Raw genomic sequence first — 23,170 nt, 5'->3', positions numbered from 1 at the left:
ATCCGTCCGATAGCTGATTGGCGCCCAACGCTGGGAGCAATCCGTATTATCCCCTATCCAGCCCGCCAAGCCAAAAAAGGGGCTCGTCGGTATTTAGGGCGCGCCCTTGGCGAAGGTATCGCAGCTTTTCACACTGCCATTCTGGAATCCGGTATCAAACCAGTGCTGGCGCTGGGCGCTGGTACCGTGGGTGAAGCTCTCTGGCACCACACGGCCCGTGGCGGCGCGCTGCAAGGCATCGTCGCCAATCTTTGCTGCCGCGTTCATCGCCGAGGCAATGTCGTTCTGGTCGAGTTTGAAACTACCTTGTGCGTAATGCCCCCAGATGCCGGCAAAACAGTCAGCCTGCAACTCCACCCGCACACTGAGTGCGTTGTACTCGGTCTTGCTGACGCGCTGGCGCATGGCATCCACCTTGCCGCTGATCCCCAACAGGTTTTGCACGTGATGTCCGACCTCATGCGCGATCACATAGGCCTCAGCAAATTCGCCAGGCGCGCCCAACTGGTTCTTCAGGGTCTGATAGAACGCCAGGTCAATGTAGACCTTCTGATCGCTGGGGCAATAAAACGGGCCCATCGCGGTTTCACCCTGGCCACAGGCGGTCGGATAACTATCGCGAAAGAGATCCAGCTTGGGTTTTTTGTAGGTCGCGTTGCTTTTGGCAAAGATATCTGTCCAGACGTCTTCGGTACTGCCCAAAACGGTCTGGACAAAACGGCCCAACTGATCGTTGGCCGGCGGCTGTCGTGGTGGTGCCTGGCTGACGGTTGGCGCCGAGGCCCCATCACCACCACTCAGAAAACCCAGCACTGTCATTGGGTTGACCCCTAAAAAATAGGAAGCTGCCAGTGCGATGACGATGGAGCCAATGCCAATATGGCGCCCGCCGATGCCACCACCGCCAGATCCACCGCCATCGTCGCGGCGATCTTCAACATTGTCGGATTCGCGATTGCCTTCCCATTTCATATTGGCTCTCCTTGATCAGTTCGTGTGACGAATGATGTATTACTGGCTAGGCCTTGGGTAAAGTAACACCCACTTGGCCCTGGTACTTGCCGCCGCGGTCTTTGTAGGACACCTCGCAGACATCGTCTTTGTCGCTCTCAAAGAACAAAACCTGGGCGCAGCCTTCACCAGCGTAAATTTTGGCAGGCAACGGTGTGGTATTCGAGAACTCCAGCGTAACGTAGCCTTCCCACTCGGGCTCGAACGGTGTGACGTTGACGATGATGCCGCAGCGCGCGTAGGTGCTTTTGCCCAAGCAGATGGTGAGAACATTGCGCGGAATGCGGAAATACTCCAGTGTGCGGGCCAAAGCGAAACTGTTGGGCGGAATGATGCAGACGTCGTCGTTGAAATCGACAAAACTCTTCTCGTCAAAGTTCTTGGGGTCAACCACCGTGCTGTGGATGTTGGTGAATACCTTGAACTCGGGTGCGCAACGGATGTCATAGCCGTAGCTGCTGGTGCCGTAGCTGATGATTTTTTTGCCGTCTTGCTGGCGAATCTGTCCCGGCTCGAACGGTTCAATCATGCCGGTCGTCTCGGCCATATGGCGAATCCACTTGTCGCTTTTGATGCTCATGGGGGCTCAACTCCTAAAGTGGGGGTGATTGTAAGCAGGGCAAGTGCCTCAAATCGCTTGAGAGATTACTGTGCGCTCAATCAACCGGTCATCCCCCAACACAATCATCGAAAACAACAACTCATCCAGATTGGCGGCCAACGCCGTTTTGCGGGCCAGCAAGGGCGTGGCCTGCGGATTGAGCACCACAAAGTCAGCCTCGCAGCCCGGCAGCAGGTTGCCAACCACCCCGTCCAGCCCCAGAGCGCGTGCCGCGCCCGCCGTATGCTGCCACCACAAGTGCTGGGGACTGAGCGACAGGCCCTGCTTGGTCTGCCCCTCACGTCCCACGTAGTAGGCGCCCAGCATGGTGTGAAAAGGGCTAAAACTGGTGCCACCACCCACATCGCTGGCCAGGCCGTACTCATACCCCACGCGGTCAGCCTCGACGTAGTCAAAAAAACCGCTACCCAAAAAGAGGTTGCTGGTAGGGCACACCGCAGCCGCTGCGCCGGTGTCGCGCATCAGCGCGCGATCGTCGTCATCGAAGTGGATGCAGTGGGCGTAAATAGCGCGCTGGCGCATCAGGCCGAAATCATCGTAAGTGGCCAAGTAGCTGCGCGATTGGGGAAATAGCTGCCGCGCCCAAGCGACCTCGTCCTTGTTCTCTGCCACGTGGGACTGAATCCATACGTCCGGGTAGCGTGCAGCCAGGTCCCCGGCTCCGCGCAACTGCGCCTGAGTCGACATGGGCGCAAAGCGCGGCGTGATGGCATAGCCCAAGCGGCCCTGACCGTGCCAGCGGTGGATCAGGGTCTCGGCGTCCAGCAAACTTTGCTCGGTGGCATCTGTGCCCACACCCGAGCGGTTGAGCAGTTGCGCCGGGGCGTGGCGGTCCATCAGGCACAGGCCGGTGATCAGGCGCATCTGCTCGGCTTGGGCTTGGGTAAACAGTGCGTTGACCGATTCTGTATGCGAGGTTGCAAACGCAAGCGCCGTGGTGACCCCATTGCGCAACAGTTCTGCTATAAAAAACGTAGCTGCTTGCGCACTGTATTCGAGGGCTGCAAATCGATTTTCTTCTGGGAAAGTATGGTTCTCCAGCCACGGCAGCAGGCCATCGGCGGGTGAGCCAATCACGTTGGTCTGCGGATAGTGGATATGCATATCAACAAAACCCGGCGCAATGATTCGCCCCGGCAGATGCTCTACTGGCACACCGGGGTAGTGCTGGGCCAGTTCACGCCATGCCCCCACCGCCTGCACCACCTGCACACCTGCCGCGTTGGCCCCAACCACCAGCAGGCCGTCCTCTTCAAACCGCGCGCACGCTGCACCCTCGCTGTGCGGGGCAAACCAGAGAATTGAGGCGCGGTAGGATTTCATGCGTACAAGCTTAAACCGGGATCGGCTCGCTCCGCGTACAGCTGGCCAATAATTACCCATTATTGTTCTGCTGGACGCTATCGGACCTTGAAGGTCCAGTGCGCCCGCACTGGCGGCTCGCGCTACAGTGCCAGCCACGATTCAGTCACACGCAGCAATCAACGTATGTCTTGCACTGGCCTTGTATACTTTTCACACATTGGTGGACGCAGGTAACTGACCTATCGGACCGTAAATCCCTGTGTGAGTGCGCCAGCCCAGATAGACTGAAGCCGCATTCGGTACCGCTGAAGTCCATCCGACCACCAAGGACCTGGGTTTTTTGCAACCGGCACATCACTCAACACCAGGTCCGCGACCCAAACTCCTGTCTGCCCCTGTATCCGAATGCTGGCCGTGCCGTCGGATTGAATGCCCAACGTGGCGCTACTGTCGATAGACTGCAGGTTGCGCAGCAGCAAATCGGGTTCCAGAATGGCTGGATACAAAATCTGGTTATTACCCTTTGAGTCTGTAAAGTGTAAATAACCATCTAATTCCATGGTCAACGTTGCCCCGGCACTCAGGTTGAACTGTGGTTTCGACCAGAAGCTGGGTTGCACCACATAGGTCTGCCCGTCCACCGCAGCGCTGAGTACACCATTGTTTTCCATGCGTGCAGTAGCACCGGCTGGCAACAGACCAACAAGCTCGTCCAAATTCTGCACGGCGGGCACAATCAGCAGAGCCGTACCGCTAACAACAACCTGGTATTGGCCATTGCCCACCGGGTAGAGTCCGTCAGCGCGCGGGTCGTTGAATTGAACCGCCAGCGGCGCAAAAACATAGTTCTGCCCATTGGGTGCGGCCATCACCACAATACCCAGGGATGACTGACCAACAAAACGAAGCCCAGGACTCAGGACGCGTTCCAATACGCTCGCTACCCCAACCATGGTTGCTGTACCTTTTTCGGTGTGAAGATCAAGCACCGTTGGAGCTGTGACCATGCCCGCCCACGGAAACGGCCCTGGTGGAAACACGGGCGGTGGCGGGGGGGGATTGCCCAGCTCCGTATCCACGGCACTGGAGCAGACTTCAACTCCCGTTGTGACGCCACTGGTGGCGACCGGGGTCACGCAGAAGAACAGGTAACGACTCTGCGCGATGGAAACCACGGCATAGCTGATGGAGGTTGCACCAGGCACAGCAACTTTGGTTGCGCCACTACTCTGGGAATCGCGCATCCAGCGGAAGGTTGAGATGCCCTGAGGATCGTTCTGTGCATCGCTATATGTGTAGCGACCAGTGAGTATGCGACTGATCTGAAGGCTACCGTTAATGCCAACGTTGCTGGCCACTGGCGGCGTATTGACTAGGAAGGTGGCAGTGACTGCTTTGACCGTCGTCACATTATTCAGAACACAAGTGGCACCAGTGCAATCTCCACTGAAGCTACTAAAGTTGTAACCCACATTGGCCGTGGCAGTGCAGGTGCTGCTGCTGCCATGCTGCACCGGGTTGGGCGTACAACTTACGGACCCTCCCGCCACCGGGCTGGCCGTGGCGGTGATGGCGTAGGTGTTGAGCGTGAAAATGGCCGTCACGCTCTGCACCGACGTAACGTTGCTGAGAACGCAGGTAGCACCAGTACAGGCACCGCTAAAGGCGCTGAAGGTGTAACCCGCGCTGGCCGTGGCAGTACAGGTGCTATTACTGCCATGCGGCACCGGGTTGGGGGTGCAGCTCACCGACCCTCCAGCCAGCGGGCTGGCCATGGTGGTGATGGCGTAGGTGTTGAGCGTGAACGTGGCTGTCACGCTCTGCACCGACGTAACGTTGCTGAGGACGCAGGTCGCACCAGTGCACGCACCACTAAAGGCACTGAAGGTGTAACCCGCATTGGCCGTGGCAGTACAGGTGCTATTGCTGCCATGCGGCACCGGGTTGGGCGTGCAGCTCACCGATCCTCCAGCCAGCGGGCTGGCCGTGGTGGTGATGGCGTAAGCGTTGAGTGTGAAGGTGGCCGTCACGCTCTGCACCGACGTCACGTTACTGAGCACGCAGCTAGCACCAGTACAAGCACCACTAAATGCGGTAAAAGTGTAGTTCGGGTTGGCCGTGGCAGTACAGGTGCTGCTGCTGCCATGCGGCACCGGGTTGGGTGTGCAGCTCACCGACCCCCCAGCCAGCGGGCTGGCCGTGGTGGTGATGGCGTAAGTATTTAGCGTGAAGGTGGCTGTCACACTCTGCGCGGAGGTGACATTACTGAGCACGCACGTAACACCAGTGCACGCACCACTAAAGGCACTGAAGGTGTAACCCGCATTGGCCGTGGCAGTACAGGTGCTGTTACTGCCATACGTAACAGGGTTGGGAGTGCAGCTCACCGACCCTCCTGCCAACGGGCTGGCCATGGTGGTGATGGCGTACGTGTTAAGCGTGAAGTTCGCCGTCACGCTCTGCGCGGAGGTGACATTACTGAGCACGCAGGTAGCACCAGTACACGCGCCGCTAAAACCAGTGAAGGTGTAGCCCAGGTTGGCCGTCGCAGTACAGGTGCTGTTGCTGCCATACGAAACGGGGTTGGGAGTGCAGCTCACCGAGCCTCCTGCCAGCGGACTGGCCGTGGTGGTGATGGCATAGGTGTTGATCGCAAAATTCGCCGTCACGCTCGCGTCGGACGTGACATTGCTCAAAACACAAGTGGCACCGGTACAGGCACCGCTAAAGCCGGTGAAGCTGTAACCCAAGTTTGCACTGGCGGCACATGTGCTTGCACCGCCTTGCGGCACCGGATTGGGTGTGCAACTAACTGTACCGCCAGCTGGTGGATTGGCCGTGGCAGTGATTGCATAGCTCGGCAAATCTCCGCTGATGGTTACCGAATAATTACCATACAACGGAAACACGGCATTCGCGGTGCCGGAATAGCTGGTTACCACCAGCCAATAGCTGGTGTTAGCCGCCAATCCGTTCGCGGTCAACAAGGCATGGGGGTACGCACCTCCGTCGTCGTCAGCGGCCAACAGATTGGCCCCTGGGCTCCCCTCGGAAAAAGATGAGTACAACGCCAGAAACGAATCAAACTCGGTACTACCACCATTGATGGTGGCCGTTATGGTGCCGCCCAGCGATCCGGTCTTGATTTCAATCGCGTTGTAAGGCAGCGCATTATTGGCGGAATCTGGAAAACCCGCGCGGTCCGTGGGGCGGTTGAATGTTGGTGAACCAGCGTTCAGGTTACCGCTTACAGTGATGTTCGCCGCATGGGCGCCTGCGGTCAACACCAGCAAACCGAACAGCGCCGCCAGCGCCTTCTTGAGCAAATTTGAAGTCATGGTGGGTTCGCCTGAATTTATGGCCGCGCCGGAAAGACACCCTGCAGGGCAATGATGCAATTCAGGGTGGTGTAAGGCATCATGTTGTTGTGGGGTTGCCCACCACCTTGTAGCGCCAGCGCGCCGGGCGCCATGGTCGTGGTGCCCCCGCTGCTATACAGGTTGCCGCTCTGGGCTTGGCCCAGGACATTGCCGGCAGGGTTGGTTTGATCTGCCACGTTTGTAGTGGCCTGAATAGCGTGGGTGTGTGCCGGCATTTCACTCTGCAATAAGGTAACCGACTCCTCGCCGCCACTTTCGCCTTGCCGATAGTCATAAAGGCCAGCACCCTGCCCCGCATTGATCAACACCCGACCCCGCATATCCGGCAAGGCAAAGTTGGATGTGCCGTTGCCGCCATACTGCGTTCCCAACAGTGAAAACAGCGCTGTATTTTGTGAAAGGGGCAATAGCTGCCCATCGCAAGTCGCCCAGCCCCGTGGGGCAAAGTTGAAGGAAACCCACATGATTTGACCGACATAAGGGCTTTGCCCTTCCGCCCAAGCGCCCGTTGGCAGCACCATGTGCGACGTCACAACCAACGCTGTTAACACACGTCGAATTGATTTTGCATACATTTTGATCGTCCTCCCTTGTGTGGCACTGCCTTTAGTTTCGGCTCGGAAAAATACCCTGCAGGGCAATGATGCAGTTGAGCGCGATATAGGGCTTCATGTTGGGATGCGACTGGCTTCCACCCTGGGAGGCAACGGCTGCTCCGGCCATACTGTTCGTCGCGGTACTGGCATAAGCGGACGTTCCCGCGCTGGTTTTCGCCAGGTAGCTTGATGTGTCTGGCGTGGCCGAAGTAGCCTCACGCTGGTCCACGCTCACCACATGGGTGTGTTGTGGCATTTCACCATTGGTCAGCGTGTGCGATTCTTCACCTGCTTGGGTTCCCTGGTAACCACCTTGAGGAACATGGATGGGCGCCCGCCCACGCAGGTCTGGCAATGCAAAATTCGTTACTCCATTGCCACCGTAGGTGGTACCCATGAGGGAAAAAAGTGCCTGGTTCTGATTGATTGGAAGCAGCTGTCCGTTGCAAAAGGCCCAGCCGCGGGGGGCAAAGTTGAATGCAACCCAACTGATTTCCCCCATAAAAGGGTCCATTGAGGCCTGTACGGGTTGCGACGCCAAAGCGGCCAGCCCCCCCAACACCATGGCACAGCACAATTTCTTGATTATTTGCAGTTTCATGTTTGGTCTCCAACATCAATTTTGACTTGGGTATACCCCAAACAGCGAGATACAGCACTTCACCGCAAGGTAGGGTTGCAAGTTGTTATGCGGCTGCGATCCGCCTACAGTGCTGACAGCCGAGGCACTTAGCGTCGCGTTAGGTGCAGACGACGAGAAAACCGCTGCACCGACAGGAGCGGTACCCATAATTCTTCCAGTGGGTGAAGCCGCCTTTTCAGTTGCAGTGTTGGCAGCCATCGCATGGGTATGGCCGGGCATCTGGTTGGCGGTTAACGTGACCGTTTCTGTACCACCAGTTCCGCCGATGACTTTATTGCTAAGCCCCGGTCCTTGCCCCTGACCGACCATCGTGCGCCCCTGGATGTTGGGCAAGGCAAAGGTGGTTTGGCCGTCGCCACCATACGTTGTACCAATCAGACTGAACAACGTGTCGTTTTCGGCAATAGGTACCAACTGCCCATTGCATTCACCCCACCCTGAAGGACAAAAATTCCAGCCACCACAAATGACTTCACCAATGTAAGGCGATTGTGCGTGCGCCGCTGGTGCGAAACACAGGGTCCCCAGTGCGGCCAACGCTCCCAAAAAAGCGGAAATCAAATTAGCCCGCGCACGGCCCGGTTTTTGTAGATGGTTGGGCATCATGAGTTCTCCAATCTCGAATGAGGTTCGATCATTGCACAAATTGACTCAAATCACAGCAGGAATTTCCATCGAAATTGAAAAAATATGACGACCCAATAGCGGAAATATTTAGAGCAACTCCCGGGCTTTGGCAATCTGAACGTGTCGGTGGGTGCAATCAAATTGACCAAGACGACGATCGCTACCAATGAAAACGAAAGCTCTAGAGCTCACAAAGATGAGCGCCATGGCGTTTCCGTTATGAAGCAGATTCGCTATCAAAATAGTGGCTATCGGCTTATTTTGCCTTGCACGCCGGCTACCAACCAATTCATGCCCAATACCTGTTCATCGCTCAAGGCATGGCCCTTGGCGATGACCGTGTGGCCTTCGTTGTCCTGCACATCCTGGCTGGCAGCAAAGGGGCGCAGCTTGCCCGTTGCAATGTCCTTCTGGCGCGCCAACACCTCTTGCTGCACAGCCTTGGGCACCTTGCTGCCAAAGTCGCCGACGCGAATCATGCCCTCCTTGACGCCACCCCATACGTTGCCCGACTTCCACGTACCGTTCAGCACCGCCTGAGTGCGGCGGGTGTAGTAGTCACCCCATTGGTGGGTGACAGCAACGATCTGGGCATCAGGGGCAATCTTGCGCATGTCGGAATGGTAGGCCACAGCCAGCTTGCCGCGCTCCTGGGCAGCGGCCATGACCGCAGTGGAGCCAGTATGAAACGCAATCACATCCACATTCTGGTTGAACAGGGTCATGGCCGCATCACGCTCGCGCGACGGGTCAAACCAGGCGTTGAGCCAGACTACTTTCACTTGCACCTTGGGATTGACAGAGCGCATGCCCAGCGTAAAGGCGTTGATGCCCTGCAGCACCTCGGGAATCGGAAAACCCGCCACATAGCCTGCCAGGTTGGTCTGGGTCATGCGCCCGGCGGCAATGCCAGCCAGGTAGCGGCCTTCGTAGTAACGCGCATTGGCCACCGCCACATTGGGCGCGGTCTTGTAGCCAGTGATAGATTCAAACTTGACGCCCGGGAATTCCTGCGCCACCTTGAGCGTAGGTTCCATGTAGCCAAAGCTAGATGCAAAGATCAACTTGTTGCCTTGGCGGGCCAGGTCACGGATCACCCGCTCGGCGTCCGGCCCCTCCGCTACGTTTTCCACATAGCTGGTCTGCACGGCACTACCCAGCGCGGCCTGCACTGCCAAACGGCCTTCCTCATGTTGGCGGACCCAACCAGCGTCGGAGAGCGGAGCAACATAAACAAAACCGACCTTGAGTGGCTCAGCCTTGGCTGCATCCTTGGATTGGGAAAAAGCACCGCAAGGTGCAAGCGAAAAAGCGCAGGCGGCCACGAGCGTGGCGGCGAGGTTTTTGTACATGGTAGTCCTCTACATGGCTCCGAAAAACAAAAGGCAAGGCCCGCCGGAGCAGCGGGCCTTGCTGGTATTTTACTGGTTGTGCGCCGGACGAACTTCAGCGTGAACGCTTGTCCACATACATCAACCGGTCGGCGCACTCCCAGGCGGAACCAAGCCCCTCCGCTGGAACCCGTTGCGCCATGCCTATGGATGCCTCTACACCAAAATCGGCCAATGCCTGCCGCATGCGGGCAATTAACGCCTGTGCGCCATTGGGGTCACATTCAACACCAATCAAACCAAACTCGTCGCCCCCCAACCGGGCCACGATATCGGCCTCCCGGGCAGCTTTGCGCAAGGCGTCTGCCGCCCTGCAAATCAAGGCATCTCCAGCGGGGTGGCCTTGTGTGTCATTGGTGCGCTTGAGCCCATCCAAGTCGATGCACAGCACCACGGCAGGGTAACCGTAGCGGCGGCAACGCTCCTCCTCCTTGGCCAAGAGCCGATCCCAGGCTCGCCGGTTGTACAACTGGGTTAGCGAATCGGTTTGGGCTTCCAGTTGCAGGCGTTCGCTGCGGCGCACTTCGTGGACAGACTTCAATTCGACCCGGAGCAACGCACTCAGCAATGCAGCCAGCAGTTCAAACAGGGGCTGGTCATTGACCAGGTTCGCCGGCTGGCTCTGCGGATCAATACCGCACAAGGTTCCAAAGACATCACCATTGGCGTCCAGCAAAGGCACACCCACATAGGCCTTGATCGGCACTTGGCGATTGATGGGAGCGCCAGCATAGGCAGGAACCGCATCCGAGTCCGGAGCAACGCGCGGGCCATTGCCCTTGACCATTTCGGAACAAAATGAATCAGCCCAACGGAATACCGCACCTGGCATGACCCCGTAACCGTGGTCCTCGGTGTGAAGAACAATCCAGTCGTCACCCTCGGTTCGCGTGACCATCCACAAACCAAATCTGTAGCATTGGTGTAAATAATGCAGGACGGCCTGACTGGCTGCTTCAAAGTCCTGCAACACCAGTGCCTGCATGGCCACACCCAGCGCCTGACTATCCTGCGATGCTACAGAGGGGCTTTCGTGCGGTGTGTCGTTCATGGTTGCGGACGTTACACGGTTTTGGAATTTCTCACAAAAACGTCTCAAACACCCCATCCAGCCGCTCGACATACCGGCTGCGCGTTGATGCATCAATAAAGCTGGCGTCAAAACTGTTGCGCGCCAACTGGTAGGCGTGCTGCGATGTCATGCCCAGGGCCGCAAAGGTTTGGGTGAAATTCTCATTGATATAGCCACCAAAGTAGGCTGGATCGTCGGAGTTGACAGTGGCCATGATGCCGGCGTCCAGCATGCGCCGGATGGTGTGTTCGGCCAGCGTGGGGAACACGCACAGCTTGAGGTTGGACAGCGGACACATGGTGAGCGGCACGCGGTCCTGGACCAAGCGCTGCATCAGCGTGGCGTCATGAATGGCCTGCACACCGTGGTCAATGCGCTCAACCTTGAGCACATCCAGCGCGCTCCAGATATAGGCAGGCGGCGCCTCCTCGCCCGCATGGGCCACCAGCCGAAAACCCAGTTCCCGCGCGCGGGCAAACACTTTGGCAAACTTTTCGGGGGGATGCCCCACTTCGCTGGAGGCCAGGCCAATGCCCACAATTTTGTCGCGCAGGGGCAATACCTGCTCGAGGCACTCAAAGGCCTCATCTTCGCTGAGATGGCGCAGGAAACACAAAATCAGCGAGGCCGTCATGCCAAACTTGGCGGGCGCATCGGTGCAGGCGCGGTGCAGGCCGTTGACAACGGTTGCGGCGTCCAGACCGTGGCCGGTGTGGGTTTGCGTGTCAAAGAAGATTTCTGTGTTCAGCACGTTGTCGGCCTGAGCGCGCGTCAGGTACGCACCGGCCATGTCATAGAAGTCCTGCTCGGTCTTGAGGACCAAGGTGCCCGCATGGTATATATCCAGAAACTCCTGCAGGTTGTTGAACACATAGGCATCACGCAGTGCCTGCTCATCTGCAAAGCGCAGCGGCGCGTTGTTCCGTTTGGCCAGCGCAAACATCAGTTCAGGCTCTAACGAGCCTTCAATGTGCATGTGCAATTCAGCTTTGGGCATGGCGCGCAGCAGCGCAGGCAGGCGGTCCGCATGAATGGGTTTGTGGTGCATGGTGTTGTATGTCTAGTCAATCACTTGATCTTGGCGGCCTCGACTTCCATCTGGGCTACCAGTTCTTCCATCTGGTCCACCACAGCCTGCACGGTTTCGCGCTTGGAGAGGTCCACGCCAGCCTTTTGCAATTGCGTCATGGGGTGGTCGTTTCCGCCACTGCGCAACAGTTCCAGATAGCGCCCGGTGGCTGCCGTGCGGGATGCTGGCTCGCCCGTTGTCATGTCCTTGAACAGTTTGGCTGAGGACGCAAAGCAGGTGGCGTACTGGTAAACGTAATAAGGTGAGTTGAAGAAATGCGGGATACGCGACCATGTGTATTTGTACGCGTCATCCAGCGTGATGGAGTCACCGTAATAGGTCTTCAACAGCCCCTGGTAGATATCGTTCAGCACTGCGGCGGTGATGGGCTTGCCCTGCTCAACCAGCTTGTGCGCCTGCATTTCAAAGTCAGCAAATAACACCTGCGTATAGAACGTGCCAACGATGGAATCCACCGCATGCTGCAACAACAGGAAACGCTCTTTGGGATCGGTCGTGGTTTGCAGCAACTGGTTGAGCAAAAAGCGCTCGTTAGTGGTCGACGCCACCTCGGCTACAAAAATGGTGTAACCCGATGTGACATAGGGCTGCGTCTCATACGACAGAACGGTGTGCATGGCGTGGCCACCTTCATGGGCCAGCGTGAACAGTGCGCTCTGTGTGTCGTTGTGGTTGAGCAGCATGTAGGGGCCAACACCGTAAACGCCGCCCACATAGGCGCCTGAGCGTTTGCCTTCGTTCTCGTACACATCAATCTGATGGCCTGACAGAAACTTCTTGTACTTGGCCACGTAGTCGGCACCCAGTGGCGCTACCGACTGCAACACCGTTGCCTTGGCGTCTTCATACGGGTAGGTGGCTGTGGTCTTGTAAATCGGGATGGAGCCGTCGTACAGGTGATAGCTCTCGAGACCCAGCAGCTTTTTACGTAGCTTGGCATAGCGCTGCAGCGGCGCCGTGCCAGCGCGCACGGTATCCACCAGCGTATTCACCACGGCTTGCGGAATGGCGTGGTCATCCAGTGCTGCGTCCAGCGTGGTGGGAAAGTTGCGGGCCTGGGCGTTGAACCAGCCCTTTTGCATCACCCCGTTGTAGATGGCAGCATAGGTATTGGCAGTGGCCGCATAGGTGCCCAGGAAAGCCTCAAACGCTTTGGCGCGGTCGGCCTGGTTGTAGTTGGTTTGCAAGACAAACTGGTAGCTGCCAGGGGTAAGGGTTTGCTCCTTGCCGTCTGACAGGGCCAACTTGGGAAACTTGATATCCGACGTGGAGAGTTCCTGAAACGTAGCCGTGGGAGTCTGATTGAAACGCGTGGCCAAGGACAGCAGTCTTTCACCCTGTTCATCCAACACGTGCAACTGCTGTCGGTAGTTGTCCAGAATCGTGAACCGGTAGGGTGCCAAGGCCGGTGTATCGTGAATCCACTGCTCCATGGTGGCCTGGGGAATTTTTAACAGCTCAGGGGTGAACCACGATGTGCTGGTGCCAAATTTGGCAAACACCGCCCCAACGCGCTGAAACTTGCCGGCCACGTCCTGGTTGCGGGTGTCTACGTCGCGCTGCAACTGGGGATAGCGGTACACCTTGTACTGCAACATGCCAATTTCATCAAACGCCCGGTAGGCGCCCAACACTGCAGCCGGCCCGTCTTTGAGCGTGCCCTTGCGTGCAGAGAACGCATCCATCTTGGCGCCAATGTCGGTCATGGCGGCCTCCCACTCACCCCAACTGCCATAGATGGGTGAGAAATCCCACTTGTACTGCGCCGCAATGTCAGCGCGGTTTTGTGTAGTGGGTTTGGGAGCGCTGGCCGCCATCACACTGGTTGCAAACACCAAATGGGCCACTGCCGCAGCAGTGCCAAGCATGGAAATTTTCATGTCGATGGGTTCCCTGAAATAAAAAAAGGGCCGCACAGTAGCGGCCCAGTTTAGCGAGTCAACGCAGACTATTTGCCGCCAGGGATCTTGCCTTCAACACCCTTGACGAAGAAGCTTAAGCCCCCCAGGAACTTGTCGTCTGCAACGGCATCCTTGGCGATTTGCACCTTGCCGGTGTTATCCGTGATCGGGCCCTTCCAGATGACGAAACTGCCATCCTTCAAACCAGCCTTGACTTCGTCGATCTTGGCCTTGGTTTCGGCCGGCACATCGTCGGCAATAGACACGAGGTCAATCGCGCCTTCCTTCACGCCCCACCAACTTTGGCCGCTGGTCCATTTGCCATCCAGCGCGTTCTGGATGGTCTTGGTGTAATACGGAACCCAATTGATAACAGCCGACGCCAAGTGAGCCTTGGGGCCGTAGGCGGTCATGTCGGAATCCCAACCGAAAGCACGCTTGCCCTTGTCTTGCGCGGTCTTGAGCACGGCAGGAGAATCAGTATTCTGGAACAGAACGTCAGCACCGCCGTTGATCAGGCTGGTAGCCGCTTCGGTTTCTTTGGGTGGGTTGAACCACTCGTTCACCCACACCACCTTGGTCTTGATCTTGGGGTTGCTGCTTTGGGCGCCCAGCGTAAAGCTGTTGATATTGCGGATCACCTCGGGGATTGGCACCGATGCCACCACGCCCAGCGTGCCGGTCTTGCTCATCTTGCCGGCAATCACGCCCGCCATGTACGCGCCTTCATAGGTGCGGCTGTCGTAGGTGCTCATGTTCTCGGCGGTCTTGTAGCCGGTGGCGTGCTCAAAATGCACATCCTTGGTATCCGCGGCGACCTTGAGCATGGGCTCCATGTAGCCAAATGTGGTGCCAAAAATCAGCTTGTTGCCCTGGCCCACCATATCGCGGAACACGCGCTCGGCATCGGCAGACTCGGCCACGCTTTCCACAAACGAGGTGGAAATTTTGTCGCCAAATTCTTTTTGTACGGCCTTGCGGGCATTGTCGTGGGCGAAAGACCAACCACCGTCACCCACCGGGCCGACGTAGGCAAAGGCAATCTTCAGTGGTTCCGCCTTGGGTGCAGGCGCAGGCGCGGAAGCAACGGGTGCCGGCGCAGGCGCGGGTGCCGGCTCTTCCTTCTTACCGCAGCCCACCAACGCCGCGCTGGCTATGGCGGTCAGTGCTGCCACTTTCAGCAGCGAACGTTTTTGCAAATCGGTCATGTCAATTCCTTCTTTTAAGCACAGAGTTAGGGGCGAGAAATCCGGGGCAGCATCCGTAGTCTAGGCGCCAGGGTAAAACGGCCGTCCAATCGAAGCTGGCATGTTAATCCGAATCCAGCGCGGGTTGCGCGATATCAGGGCCAAAACCACAATAGTGGCCACGTAAGGCAACATGCTCAGGAACTGGCTGGGTATTTCCACGCCAATACCCTGCAGGTGAAACTGCAGCATGGTTACGCCCCCAAACAGGTAGGCACCCAGCATGACGCGTGCCGGGCGCCAGGTGGCGAACGTGGTCAGGGCCAACGCGATCCAGCCCTTGCCCGAAACCATGCCTTCCACCCACAGCGGCGTGTAGACGATCGACAGGTAGGCGCCAGCCAAGCCGCACAGCGCCCCGCCCATCACCACGGCAGCCAGACGAATCCAGCGCACCGGGTAGCCCAACGCATGGGCCGATTCCGGGCTTTCGCCCACGCTGCGCAGGACCAAGCCCGAGCGGGTGCGGTACAAAAACCAGATGAGCCCCAGCGCAAACACTGCCGTCAAATACACCAGCGGATGCTGGCGAAACAGCGCCGGCCCCAGCAAAGGAATATCAGTGAAGTAAGGAATAGCAAAGTTGGGGCGCTCGGGGATTTTTTCTTGCACATAACGAATGCCGGCAAAGGCAGAAAAACCCGCACCAAACAGACTCAGCGCCAAGCCGGTGGCATATTGGTTGGTGTTAAGCCAAATCACCAGCACACCAAACACCAAGGCCATAACCGCACCGGCTCCCATACCGGCGACAAAACCAAGGGTGTCGCTACCCGTGGCCACCACCGTAGCAAAGCCGGCAATGGCCGCGCACAGCATCATGCCCTCGGCACCCAGGTTGACGATGCCGGCCTTTTCGTTGATCAAGAGGCCCAGTGCGGCAATGGCCAGCACGGTGCCAGCATTGAGGGTGGACGCAATCAGCAGTGCATAGGCTTCCATTACTTCGTTCCCCCATTGGCCAGCCAGCGCAAGCGGTAGTTCACCAGGGTGTCACAACCCAGCAAGGTGAACAGTAGCAGCCCCTGAAACACCCCCGTCAGCGACTTGGGCAGGCCCAAGCGCGACTGCGCCAATTCGCCACCAATGTAGAACATGCTCATCAAAATGGCCGAAAACACCATGCCCACCGGGTGCAAGCGCCCGACAAAGGCCACGATGATGGCGGCAAAGCCGTAACCCGCTGGCACATAGGGCGTGAGCTGGCCAATGGGCCCTGCCACTTCCAGCGCCCCGGCCAGACCTGCCGTGCCGCCCGAAATCAGAAGGGCCGTCCACAACGCACGGCGCGAAGAAAACCCTGCGTAGCGCGATGCCGCCGGTGCCAGTCCGCCCACCTGCTGGGCAAAACCGGCGCGGGTGCGAAACAGAAATATCCAAACGCCAGCCACTCCCACCAAGGCCAATAGCACGCCAATGTTCATACGCGAGCCCGGGAACAAACGCGGAATGCGCGCGGCTGCCTCAAAGGTTTTGGATTGTGGAAAGTTGTAGCCCAGCGGGTCTTTCCAGGGGCCAAACACCAAATAGCCCAGCACCTGCACCGCCACATAGACCAGCATCAGACTCACCAGAATCTCGTTGGCGTTGAACTTGTCGCGCAACAGCGCCGTCAGCCCCGCCCAGGCCATGCCACCTAACACGCCGGCCATCAACAGCGGCACCACAATCCAGCCACCCGTGGTCTTGTCTGCCAGCAGCGCCACGCCGCTGGCGGCAATGGCACCCAGGATGTACTGCCCTTCGGCACCAATATTCCACACGTTGGAGCGGAAACACACCGCCAGCCCCAGCGCAATCAGCAACAACGGGGTGGCCTTGACCACCAGTTCACCCACCGCGTAGCTGCTTTTGATGGGTTCCCAGAAAAACACCTGCAGCCCGCGCACCGGGTCTTTTCCCAACAACGCAAACAGGACCACACCAATCACCACGGTACACAGCAGCGCGAGCAAGGGAGAGCCATAGGTCCAAAACTGCGACGGCTGCGCTCGTGCTTCAAGCTTGAGTCTACGCATGCTGCGCCTCTTCAGCCCGTTGCCACAAGCCACTCATCCACTCGCCAATTTTCTCGACCGTGGCCTCGGCCACCGGCACCGAGGGCGACAACTTGCCGTGTGCAATCACATGCATGCGGTCACACACTTCAAACAGTTCATCCAATTCCTCACTCACCACCAGCACGGCACAACCGGCGTCGCGCAGAGCCAAAATCTCGCCTCGGATTTGCGCCGAAGCGCCCACGTCCACCCCCCATGTGGGCTGCGACACGATCAAGAGCTTTGGGTTGGCGTCAATCTCACGGCCCACAATGAATTTTTGCAAATTGCCACCCGACAGCGACCGCGCCACCGCCGTGGGCCCATTGGCCTTGACCTTGAACTGGGCAATCAGCCGCGCGGCATGGGCTTCCAGTTGGCGCACCCGAATCCACCCACCGGCAAAACGCGGCATGGAAATGGATTCGGTCCGTGTGAGCAGCAGGTTGTGTGCCAGGCTCAGCGTGGGCACGGCGCCGCGCCCCAGGCGTTCTTCGGGTACAAAGTGCAGGCCCATCTTGCGCCGCCGCCCCGGGTGCATGTGGGACACATCCACCTCCCCCATGTGGATGCTGCCACGCGGGGAACGGACGTCTTCGCCCGATAGCGCATACAACAACTCCCTCTGGCCGTTGCCCGATACGCCGGCAATGCCCACCACTTCACCGGCGCGCACATGCAGGTGAATGTCTTCCAGGTCCACGCCAAATTGGTCCTCTCGCGCCAAGTGCAGGCCTTTGACCACCATCACCGCCGATCCAGCATGTTTGGCCGCACGGCTCAGCGTGGGCGGCTCGGCCCCGATCATCAAGCGCGATAACGAGGCGTTGGACTCTTGCTGCGGGTTGCATACACCCGTCACTTTGCCTGCGCGTAACACGGTGCAGGCGGTGCACAGTTCACGAATTTCATGCAGCTTGTGGCTGATGTACAGAATGCTGCAGCCCTCACTGGAGAGTTTCTTTAAGACCACAAACAGTTTCTCCACCGCTTGCGGTGTCAGAACCGAGGTGGGCTCATCCAGAATCAGCAGCTCTGGGCGGGTCAACAGGGCGCGGATGATTTCCACCCGCTGCATTTCTCCCACACTCAGGGTGTGCACCGGGCGCGCTGGATCAATGTCCAACCCGTATTCGGCAGCCTTGCCCTTGATGGCTGCCGTGACCTGTTCCAGCGAGTTGCGGGTCAGACCCAACCACACGTTTTCGGCCACGGTCATGGTGTCAAACAGGTTGAAATGCTGGAACACCATGCTGATGCCGTTGGCCCGCGCCTCCTTGGGGTTGCGGATCTGCACAATCTGGCCGTTGACGCGCACCTCGCCGGCATCGGGTTTGACCGAGCCGTAGATAATTTTCATCAGCGTGGATTTGCCAGCGCCGTTTTCACCCAGCACCGCGTGGATTTCACCAGGCAGGACGGACAGCGACACACCGCTGTTGGCCACCACGCCGGGGTAGGCTTTGGTAATGCCGGTCAACTGGAGTCTGGGGGTGGCCATACGAATACTTAAAAAGCCGCGTAGCCCTCGTGGGGACTACGCGGCCTACTATTGAATTGCTAGCGCCTGGGTTGACTTTACAACAATTCGGCGGGCACGTTGCCACCGTTTTGGGCCAATTTTTGCAGCACGGTCTTGTGCAGCCACATATTCATTTGGGCCGAATCACCCATTTTTTCTGCGGGGCAGCCCAACTCGGTTGCCAGCGCTTTACGCTCAGCCAAGCTGCTGTCCAGCCCCAACAGCTTCATCAAATCAACAATGGACGTTTTCCAGTTGAGTTTTTCGGCATGCGCTTTGGCCAGTGCCTCCAGCTTGGCCATCACATCCACATCGCTGATAGGAATCGGTGCCGCAGCCACTTTCGCTGCCTGAGCGGCGGCTGCAGCCGGGTTGGCGGCCGCTGCGGTCGCCGCTTCTTTAGCCGCATCGACCTTGTCAGAGCCAAAACCCAGCTTGGCGAGAATATTGCTGAACATACCCATGGTGAAACTCCTTACGTTGAAAAAAATCGAATCACCTCAATTGGTGACTTCCGTCAAGTGCTGATGCCAGTGTGCCACAACAGGATGTTCCGATTCACGTACCATTGTTTAACCAACATCGTTCAAGGAGACAGTCTATGCAATACGTTTGGATGGCAATCATCGGCTTTATTGTGGGCTTGGTGGCGCGCGCGCTGCTCCCGGGTGATCAAAAGATCGGCATGATCATGACGGCAGTACTGGGAATTGCCGGTTCTTTTATTGCCAACTACGGCGGGCAGGCCTTGGGTTGGTACAAGGTGGGTGAAGGCGCGGGCTTTATTGCCAGCGTCGTCGGAGCCATCGTTTTGCTGGTCGTCTATGGCATGGTCACCAAAGCCAGCGGGGCCCGCAGCTAAACGACAGGTCCGTGCACCTATGCCAACGCCCACCAAAGCCCAGCCCTTGCGATTTGTCCGACACGGAGAAATCGTCACCCTCCCCGCCATAGACGCCAACCGCACCCTGCTACAGGTGCTGCGCGAAGACTTGCACTGCACCGGCACCAAAGAAGGATGCAATGAGGGCGACTGCGGCGCCTGCACCGTGGTTGTGGCCGAGGCCGACGGCGACCGGCTCAAATACAGCGCCATTAACAGTTGCATCCGACTGGCGCACTCGGTGGACGGTATGGCGTTGTGGACGGTAGAAGACCTGGCCAATGCGCAGGGCCAGCCACACCCAGTCCAACAAGCCATGGTGGACTGCCACGGCTCGCAGTGCGGCTTTTGCACGCCGGGGTTTGTGATGAGCCTGTTTGGCCTGTACCAGACGGCTGGCGATAACGCCATCACCCGCGAGCAGGCGCAGGCCGCGCTGTCGGGCAACCTGTGCCGCTGCACCGGCTACCGCCCCATCTTGGACGCAACGCAAACCATGCAGACGCACCCCAAGGTCCACGTCAATGAAGCTGAAGTGCTATCTAATTTGAAGCGGCTTGCGCATATTCCACGAGGGCTAGAGGCCGATTTTTCATATAAATCCCCGCACAGCCTGGCCGAACTGCTGGCGCTGCGGGCCCAGCACCCTGCAGCGCAACTGGTGGCTGGCTGCACCGATGTAGGCCTGTGGGTCACCAAGCAGCACCGCCAGTTTGAATGCGTGCTGGACCTGACCCAGGTGGCCGAACTGCGCCGGGTTGAACACTACCCGCACCACATCGCCATTGGCGCCGCCGTCACGCTTACCGACGCCTTTGCCGCCCTGGTGGCAGACCGCCCCCAACTGGCCGAATTTGCCCAGCGCTTTGCCGGCCTGCCGGTGCGCAACAGCGGCACGCTGGGCGGCAACGTGGCCAACGGCTCGCCCATTGGCGACTCCATGCCGCTCCTGATTGCGCTGGGTGCCAACGTGGTGCTGATGCGCCAGCATGGCAAACAAATCGCCCACCGCGAACTGGCGCTGGAAGACCTCTACACCGGCTACCGCCAAAACGTGATGGCCCCCAACGAAGTGCTGGCCTGGATCAAAGTGCCCAAGGCCACGGCCACGGAACGGGCTAAGGTCTACAAAGTGTCCAAGCGCTTTGAGGATGATATTTCGGCCGTGTGTCTGGCCATCAACCTGCACATCGCGCACGGCCAAGTCAAACAGGCCTCTATCGGCGCCGGTGGCGTGGCAGCCACACCGGTGCGGGCAAGCAAAACCGAAGCCGCGTTGCGCGGCCAACCCTGGACCCAGCAAACGGTGGACCGCGCCATGGCGGCACTCTGCACCGAGTTTGCCCCCATCTCCGACATGCGCGCCTCCAGCACCTACCGCCGCACGGTGTTGTGCAACCTGCTGCAGCGCTTCTGGCTGGAAAGCCAGGGCGCGGTGCAAACCGATCTGCGGCAACTGACCCCGACCGACACCAGTGGAGCAGCCGCATGAGCCGCACCCACGCCCCCACCGCATCGGCACCCGCAGCCGGCGCTTCCCACCCACACGAAAGCGCAGTGGCCCAGGTAGCCGGTGACGCCACCTATGTGGACGACATCCCCGAGGTGCGCGGCACGCTGTACGCAGCGCCCATTCTGTCCAACGTGGCCCATGGCCGCCTGCGCGGCGTGGATTGCACCGCCGCACGCGCCATGCCCGGCTTGGTGGACGTGGTGCTGGCGCACGACATTCCCGGCGAGCGCATGCTGGCCGCCTTTGCCGGCGACGAGCCGGTATTTGCCACCGACACGGTGCAACACATTGGGCAAGTGATTGGCCTGGTGGTGGCCCAAACCGTCATGCAAGCCCGCCGCGCTGCGCGCAAGGTACAACTCAGCATCGACGCACTGCCCGCCATCCTCACACCACAAGACGCGCTCAAGGCCCAAAGCTATGTGCTGGCGCCAGTGTTTGTGCGCCGGGGCGATGCCGATGCCGCCCTGGCCACTGCCCAGCACCGGCTGGACGGCACGCTGGAAGTGGGTGGCCAAGAGCACTTTTATCTGGAAGGCCAAATTGCCTACGCCCTGCCGCAAGAACAAAACCAGTGGCTCATCCACTCCAGCACCCAGCACCCCGGCGAGGTACAACACTGGGTGGCCCACGCCCTGGGCCTGGACAACCACGCCGTGCGCGTGGAGTGCCGGCGCATGGGCGGCGGTTTTGGTGGCAAAGAAACGCAAGCCGGGCACCTGGCGGTGTGGGCGGCCATTGCGGCGCACAAGCTCAAATGCCCCATCAAACTGCGCCTGGACCGCGATGACGACTTCATGGTCACCGGCAAACGCCACCCGTTCTACTACGAATACAGCGCCGGTTTTGACGCCAGCGGGCGCCTGAGCGCACTCAAGATCATGATGGCCGCCAACTGCGGCTTCAGCGCCGATTTGTCTGGGCCGGTGGCCGACCGCGCCATCTTCCACACCGACAACGCCTACTACCTGCCCAACGTGGAGATTGCCTCCTACCGCTGCAAAACCAACACCCAAAGCCACACTGCGTTTCGCGGCTTTGGTGGCCCGCAAGGCGTGATCATCATCGAAGCCATCTTGGGCGACATTGCCCGCCATTTGCGGCTGGACCCGCTGGACGTGCGCCTGCGCAATGTGTACAGCAATGAGGCCATCCCCGGCACCGGCGAGAAGCGTGACACCACCCACTACGGCATGCGCGTGGAAGACAACATCCTCCAACCATTGCTATCAAAAATAGAGCTGTCTACGCAATATCGACGAGGGCGAGAGGCAGTTTTGGCTTGGAACACTGCCAATCCCGTCCTCAAACGCGGCATCGCCATCACGCCGGTCAAATTTGGCATCAGCTTTACTGCCACGCTGTTCAACCAGGCTGGCGCCTTGGTGCATGTGTACCTGGATGGCAGCGTGCAGGTCAACCACGGCGGCACCGAAATGGGCCAGGGCCTGAACACCAAGGTGGCGCAAATCGTGGCCGACGAGCTGGGCGTTCCGTTTGCGCGCGTGCTGTGCACTGCCGCCGACACCAGCAAGGTTCCCAATGCATCGGCCACGGCGGCCTCCACCGGCACCGATCTCAATGGCCGCGCCGCCCAGTTTGCCGCACGCCACATCCGCGACAACCTGGCGGCCTTTGTGTGCGGGCTGGACGGCTGCGGCGCCGGCGCCATCCGCTTCGAAGGTGGGCAGGTGCTGTCACCGAAAACCACACGCAGTTTCAATGACGTGGTGAACATGGCCTATGCCAACCGCATCCAGCTGTGGAGCGATGGCTTCTACCGCACGCCCAAAATCCATTACGACAAAACCACGCTCACCGGGCGACCATTCTTGTACTTTGCCTATGGCGCCGCCTGCACCGAGGTGGCTATCGACACCCTCACCGGCGAGAGCCGCGTGCTCAAGGTAGACATCCTGCACGACGTAGGCCGCTCCATCAACCCCGCTATCGACATCGGACAAATTGAAGGCGCCTTTGTACAGGGCATGGGCTGGCTCACCACCGAAGAACTGGTGTGGAACGACTCGGGCCTGCTCACCACCCACGCCCCCAGCACCTACAAAATCCCCACGGCGGGTGATGTGCCCGCGCACTTCAAGATCGACCTGTGGCCCGAGCCCAACCGCGAAGACAACGTGTTTGGCAGCAAGGCCGTGGGCGAGCCGCCCTTCATGCTGGCCATTGGCGTGTATGAGGCCATTCGCGATGCGATTGCGTCAGTGGGCGACGGCAGCCCCGTGCGCTTGCAGGCACCGGCCACGGCAGAAAATGTGTTGCGCAGCTTGCAGCGTCTGTAACCTCAGCCAGTCGAATGTCGGAACGATT

19 protein-coding genes are annotated in these 23,170 nt (G+C 59.0%); 3 read left to right on the top strand and 16 right to left on the bottom strand.

Annotated features, from left to right (window positions below):
• Nucleotides 1-93 precede the first annotated feature (93 nt).
• The 16 genes from IPI80_RS20105 to IPI80_RS20030 all read right to left on the bottom strand — a co-directional run bounded on the left by IPI80_RS20105 (nucleotide 94) and on the right by IPI80_RS20030 (nucleotide 18,910).
• Complete coding sequence (locus IPI80_RS20105) at nucleotides 94-972, bottom strand: neutral zinc metallopeptidase (protein ID WP_413862902.1); 879 nt, start codon at nucleotides 970-972, stop codon at nucleotides 94-96.
• A gap of 46 nt (nucleotides 973-1,018) precedes the next feature.
• Entirely contained in the window at nucleotides 1,019-1,591 is a 573-nt protein-coding gene (gene dcd / locus IPI80_RS20100; protein ID WP_413862900.1) for a dCTP deaminase, read from the bottom strand.
• Nucleotides 1,592-1,639: 48 nt separating this feature from the next.
• Complete coding sequence (guaD, locus tag IPI80_RS20095) at nucleotides 1,640-2,956, bottom strand: guanine deaminase (protein WP_413862898.1); 1,317 nt, start codon at nucleotides 2,954-2,956, stop codon at nucleotides 1,640-1,642.
• A 221-nt stretch (nucleotides 2,957-3,177) separates the two neighbouring features.
• Nucleotides 3,178-6,276 (bottom strand): InlB B-repeat-containing protein, encoded by a 3,099-nt coding sequence (locus IPI80_RS20090; protein WP_413862896.1) that lies wholly within the window; start codon nucleotides 6,274-6,276, stop codon nucleotides 3,178-3,180.
• A 17-nt stretch (nucleotides 6,277-6,293) separates the two neighbouring features.
• Nucleotides 6,294-6,782, bottom strand: a complete 489-nt coding sequence (locus tag IPI80_RS20085) for a phage tail protein (RefSeq protein ID WP_413862894.1) — start codon at nucleotides 6,780-6,782, stop codon at nucleotides 6,294-6,296.
• 142 nt (nucleotides 6,783-6,924) lie between these two features.
• Nucleotides 6,925-7,515 (bottom strand): phage tail protein, encoded by a 591-nt coding sequence (locus tag IPI80_RS20080; RefSeq protein WP_413862892.1) that lies wholly within the window; start codon nucleotides 7,513-7,515, stop codon nucleotides 6,925-6,927.
• Nucleotides 7,516-7,530: 15 nt separating this feature from the next.
• Entirely contained in the window at nucleotides 7,531-8,163 is a 633-nt protein-coding gene (locus tag IPI80_RS20075) for a phage tail protein (protein WP_413862891.1), read from the bottom strand.
• 269 nt (nucleotides 8,164-8,432) lie between these two features.
• Nucleotides 8,433-9,536: a BMP family ABC transporter substrate-binding protein gene (locus tag IPI80_RS20070; protein WP_413862889.1), complete on the bottom strand. Its 1,104-nt coding sequence runs from the start codon at nucleotides 9,534-9,536 to the stop codon at nucleotides 8,433-8,435.
• A gap of 94 nt (nucleotides 9,537-9,630) precedes the next feature.
• Entirely contained in the window at nucleotides 9,631-10,626 is a 996-nt protein-coding gene (locus IPI80_RS20065) for a diguanylate cyclase domain-containing protein (RefSeq protein ID WP_413862887.1), read from the bottom strand.
• 31 nt (nucleotides 10,627-10,657) lie between these two features.
• On the bottom strand, nucleotides 10,658-11,695 hold the full coding sequence (locus IPI80_RS20060; RefSeq protein WP_413862885.1) for an adenosine deaminase: 1,038 nt from the start codon (nucleotides 11,693-11,695) through the stop codon (nucleotides 10,658-10,660).
• Between the two features lie 20 nt (nucleotides 11,696-11,715).
• Nucleotides 11,716-13,617 carry an oligoendopeptidase F gene (pepF, locus tag IPI80_RS20055; RefSeq protein ID WP_413862883.1) on the bottom strand — a complete coding sequence of 634 codons (1,902 nt, stop codon included), beginning with the start codon at nucleotides 13,615-13,617 and terminating at the stop codon, nucleotides 11,716-11,718.
• A gap of 68 nt (nucleotides 13,618-13,685) precedes the next feature.
• Nucleotides 13,686-14,846: a BMP family ABC transporter substrate-binding protein gene (locus IPI80_RS20050; RefSeq protein ID WP_413862881.1), complete on the bottom strand. Its 1,161-nt coding sequence runs from the start codon at nucleotides 14,844-14,846 to the stop codon at nucleotides 13,686-13,688.
• A gap of 60 nt (nucleotides 14,847-14,906) precedes the next feature.
• Nucleotides 14,907-15,827, bottom strand: a complete 921-nt coding sequence (locus IPI80_RS20045; protein ID WP_413862879.1) for an ABC transporter permease — start codon at nucleotides 15,825-15,827, stop codon at nucleotides 14,907-14,909.
• Complete coding sequence (locus tag IPI80_RS20040; protein ID WP_413862877.1) at nucleotides 15,827-16,903, bottom strand: ABC transporter permease; 1,077 nt, start codon at nucleotides 16,901-16,903, stop codon at nucleotides 15,827-15,829. The genes IPI80_RS20045 and IPI80_RS20040 overlap by 1 nt, the downstream gene beginning before the upstream one ends.
• Nucleotides 16,896-18,425: an ABC transporter ATP-binding protein gene (locus tag IPI80_RS20035; RefSeq protein WP_413862876.1), complete on the bottom strand. Its 1,530-nt coding sequence runs from the start codon at nucleotides 18,423-18,425 to the stop codon at nucleotides 16,896-16,898. Before IPI80_RS20035 ends, IPI80_RS20040 begins: the two co-directional genes overlap by 8 nt.
• A gap of 77 nt (nucleotides 18,426-18,502) precedes the next feature.
• Nucleotides 18,503-18,910, bottom strand: a complete 408-nt coding sequence (locus IPI80_RS20030) for a DUF3597 domain-containing protein (protein ID WP_413862874.1) — start codon at nucleotides 18,908-18,910, stop codon at nucleotides 18,503-18,505.
• A gap of 137 nt (nucleotides 18,911-19,047) precedes the next feature.
• Between IPI80_RS20030 and IPI80_RS20025 the strand changes: the two genes are divergently transcribed.
• From IPI80_RS20025 to xdhB, 3 genes are read left to right on the top strand one after another with little or no spacing between them, the layout of a single operon-like run.
• Nucleotides 19,048-19,308, top strand: a complete 261-nt coding sequence (locus IPI80_RS20025; RefSeq protein WP_413862872.1) for a GlsB/YeaQ/YmgE family stress response membrane protein — start codon at nucleotides 19,048-19,050, stop codon at nucleotides 19,306-19,308.
• A 19-nt stretch (nucleotides 19,309-19,327) separates the two neighbouring features.
• Entirely contained in the window at nucleotides 19,328-20,821 is a 1,494-nt protein-coding gene (xdhA, locus tag IPI80_RS20020; protein ID WP_413862871.1) for a xanthine dehydrogenase small subunit, read from the top strand.
• Nucleotides 20,818-23,142, top strand: a complete 2,325-nt coding sequence (xdhB, locus tag IPI80_RS20015) for a xanthine dehydrogenase molybdopterin binding subunit (protein WP_413862869.1) — start codon at nucleotides 20,818-20,820, stop codon at nucleotides 23,140-23,142. The genes xdhA and xdhB overlap by 4 nt, the downstream gene beginning before the upstream one ends.
• Nucleotides 23,143-23,170 lie beyond the last annotated feature (28 nt).

Origin of the sequence: Candidatus Aalborgicola defluviihabitans, assembly GCF_016705985.1 — a bacterium.
Lineage (GTDB): Bacteria > Pseudomonadota > Gammaproteobacteria > Burkholderiales > Burkholderiaceae_C > Allorhodoferax > Allorhodoferax defluviihabitans.
The sequence above is the reverse complement of the archived record's forward strand: the minus strand, read 5'-3'. Positions and strand labels throughout refer to the sequence as shown.

Excerpts from the sequence above, each read along its gene's own strand:
- guaD (WP_413862898.1), bottom strand. The coding sequence starts at position 2,956 with ATGAAATCCTACCGCGCCTCAATTCTCTGGTTTGCCCCGCACAGCGAG.
- IPI80_RS20090 (WP_413862896.1), bottom strand. The coding sequence starts at position 6,276 with ATGACTTCAAATTTGCTCAAGAAGGCGCTGGCGGCGCTGTTCGGTTTG.
- pepF (WP_413862883.1), bottom strand. The coding sequence starts at position 13,617 with ATGAAAATTTCCATGCTTGGCACTGCTGCGGCAGTGGCCCATTTGGTG.
- IPI80_RS20045 (WP_413862879.1), bottom strand. The coding sequence starts at position 15,827 with ATGGAAGCCTATGCACTGCTGATTGCGTCCACCCTCAATGCTGGCACC.
- IPI80_RS20035 (WP_413862876.1), bottom strand. The coding sequence starts at position 18,425 with ATGGCCACCCCCAGACTCCAGTTGACCGGCATTACCAAAGCCTACCCC.
- IPI80_RS20050 (WP_413862881.1), bottom strand. The coding sequence starts at position 14,846 with ATGACCGATTTGCAAAAACGTTCGCTGCTGAAAGTGGCAGCACTGACC.
- IPI80_RS20085 (WP_413862894.1), bottom strand. The coding sequence starts at position 6,782 with ATGTGGGTTTCCTTCAACTTTGCCCCACGGGGCTGGGCGACTTGCGAT.
- IPI80_RS20065 (WP_413862887.1), bottom strand. The coding sequence starts at position 10,626 with ATGAACGACACACCGCACGAAAGCCCCTCTGTAGCATCGCAGGATAGT.
- dcd (WP_413862900.1), bottom strand. The coding sequence starts at position 1,591 with ATGAGCATCAAAAGCGACAAGTGGATTCGCCATATGGCCGAGACGACC.
- IPI80_RS20060 (WP_413862885.1), bottom strand. The coding sequence starts at position 11,695 with ATGCACCACAAACCCATTCATGCGGACCGCCTGCCTGCGCTGCTGCGC.
- xdhA (WP_413862871.1), top strand. The coding sequence starts at position 19,328 with ATGCCAACGCCCACCAAAGCCCAGCCCTTGCGATTTGTCCGACACGGA.
- xdhB (WP_413862869.1), top strand. The coding sequence starts at position 20,818 with ATGAGCCGCACCCACGCCCCCACCGCATCGGCACCCGCAGCCGGCGCT.
- IPI80_RS20070 (WP_413862889.1), bottom strand. The coding sequence starts at position 9,536 with ATGTACAAAAACCTCGCCGCCACGCTCGTGGCCGCCTGCGCTTTTTCG.
- IPI80_RS20025 (WP_413862872.1), top strand. The coding sequence starts at position 19,048 with ATGCAATACGTTTGGATGGCAATCATCGGCTTTATTGTGGGCTTGGTG.
- IPI80_RS20040 (WP_413862877.1), bottom strand. The coding sequence starts at position 16,903 with ATGCGTAGACTCAAGCTTGAAGCACGAGCGCAGCCGTCGCAGTTTTGG.
- IPI80_RS20075 (WP_413862891.1), bottom strand. The coding sequence starts at position 8,163 with ATGATGCCCAACCATCTACAAAAACCGGGCCGTGCGCGGGCTAATTTG.
- IPI80_RS20030 (WP_413862874.1), bottom strand. The coding sequence starts at position 18,910 with ATGGGTATGTTCAGCAATATTCTCGCCAAGCTGGGTTTTGGCTCTGAC.
- IPI80_RS20080 (WP_413862892.1), bottom strand. The coding sequence starts at position 7,515 with ATGAAACTGCAAATAATCAAGAAATTGTGCTGTGCCATGGTGTTGGGG.
- IPI80_RS20105 (WP_413862902.1), bottom strand. The coding sequence starts at position 972 with ATGAAATGGGAAGGCAATCGCGAATCCGACAATGTTGAAGATCGCCGC.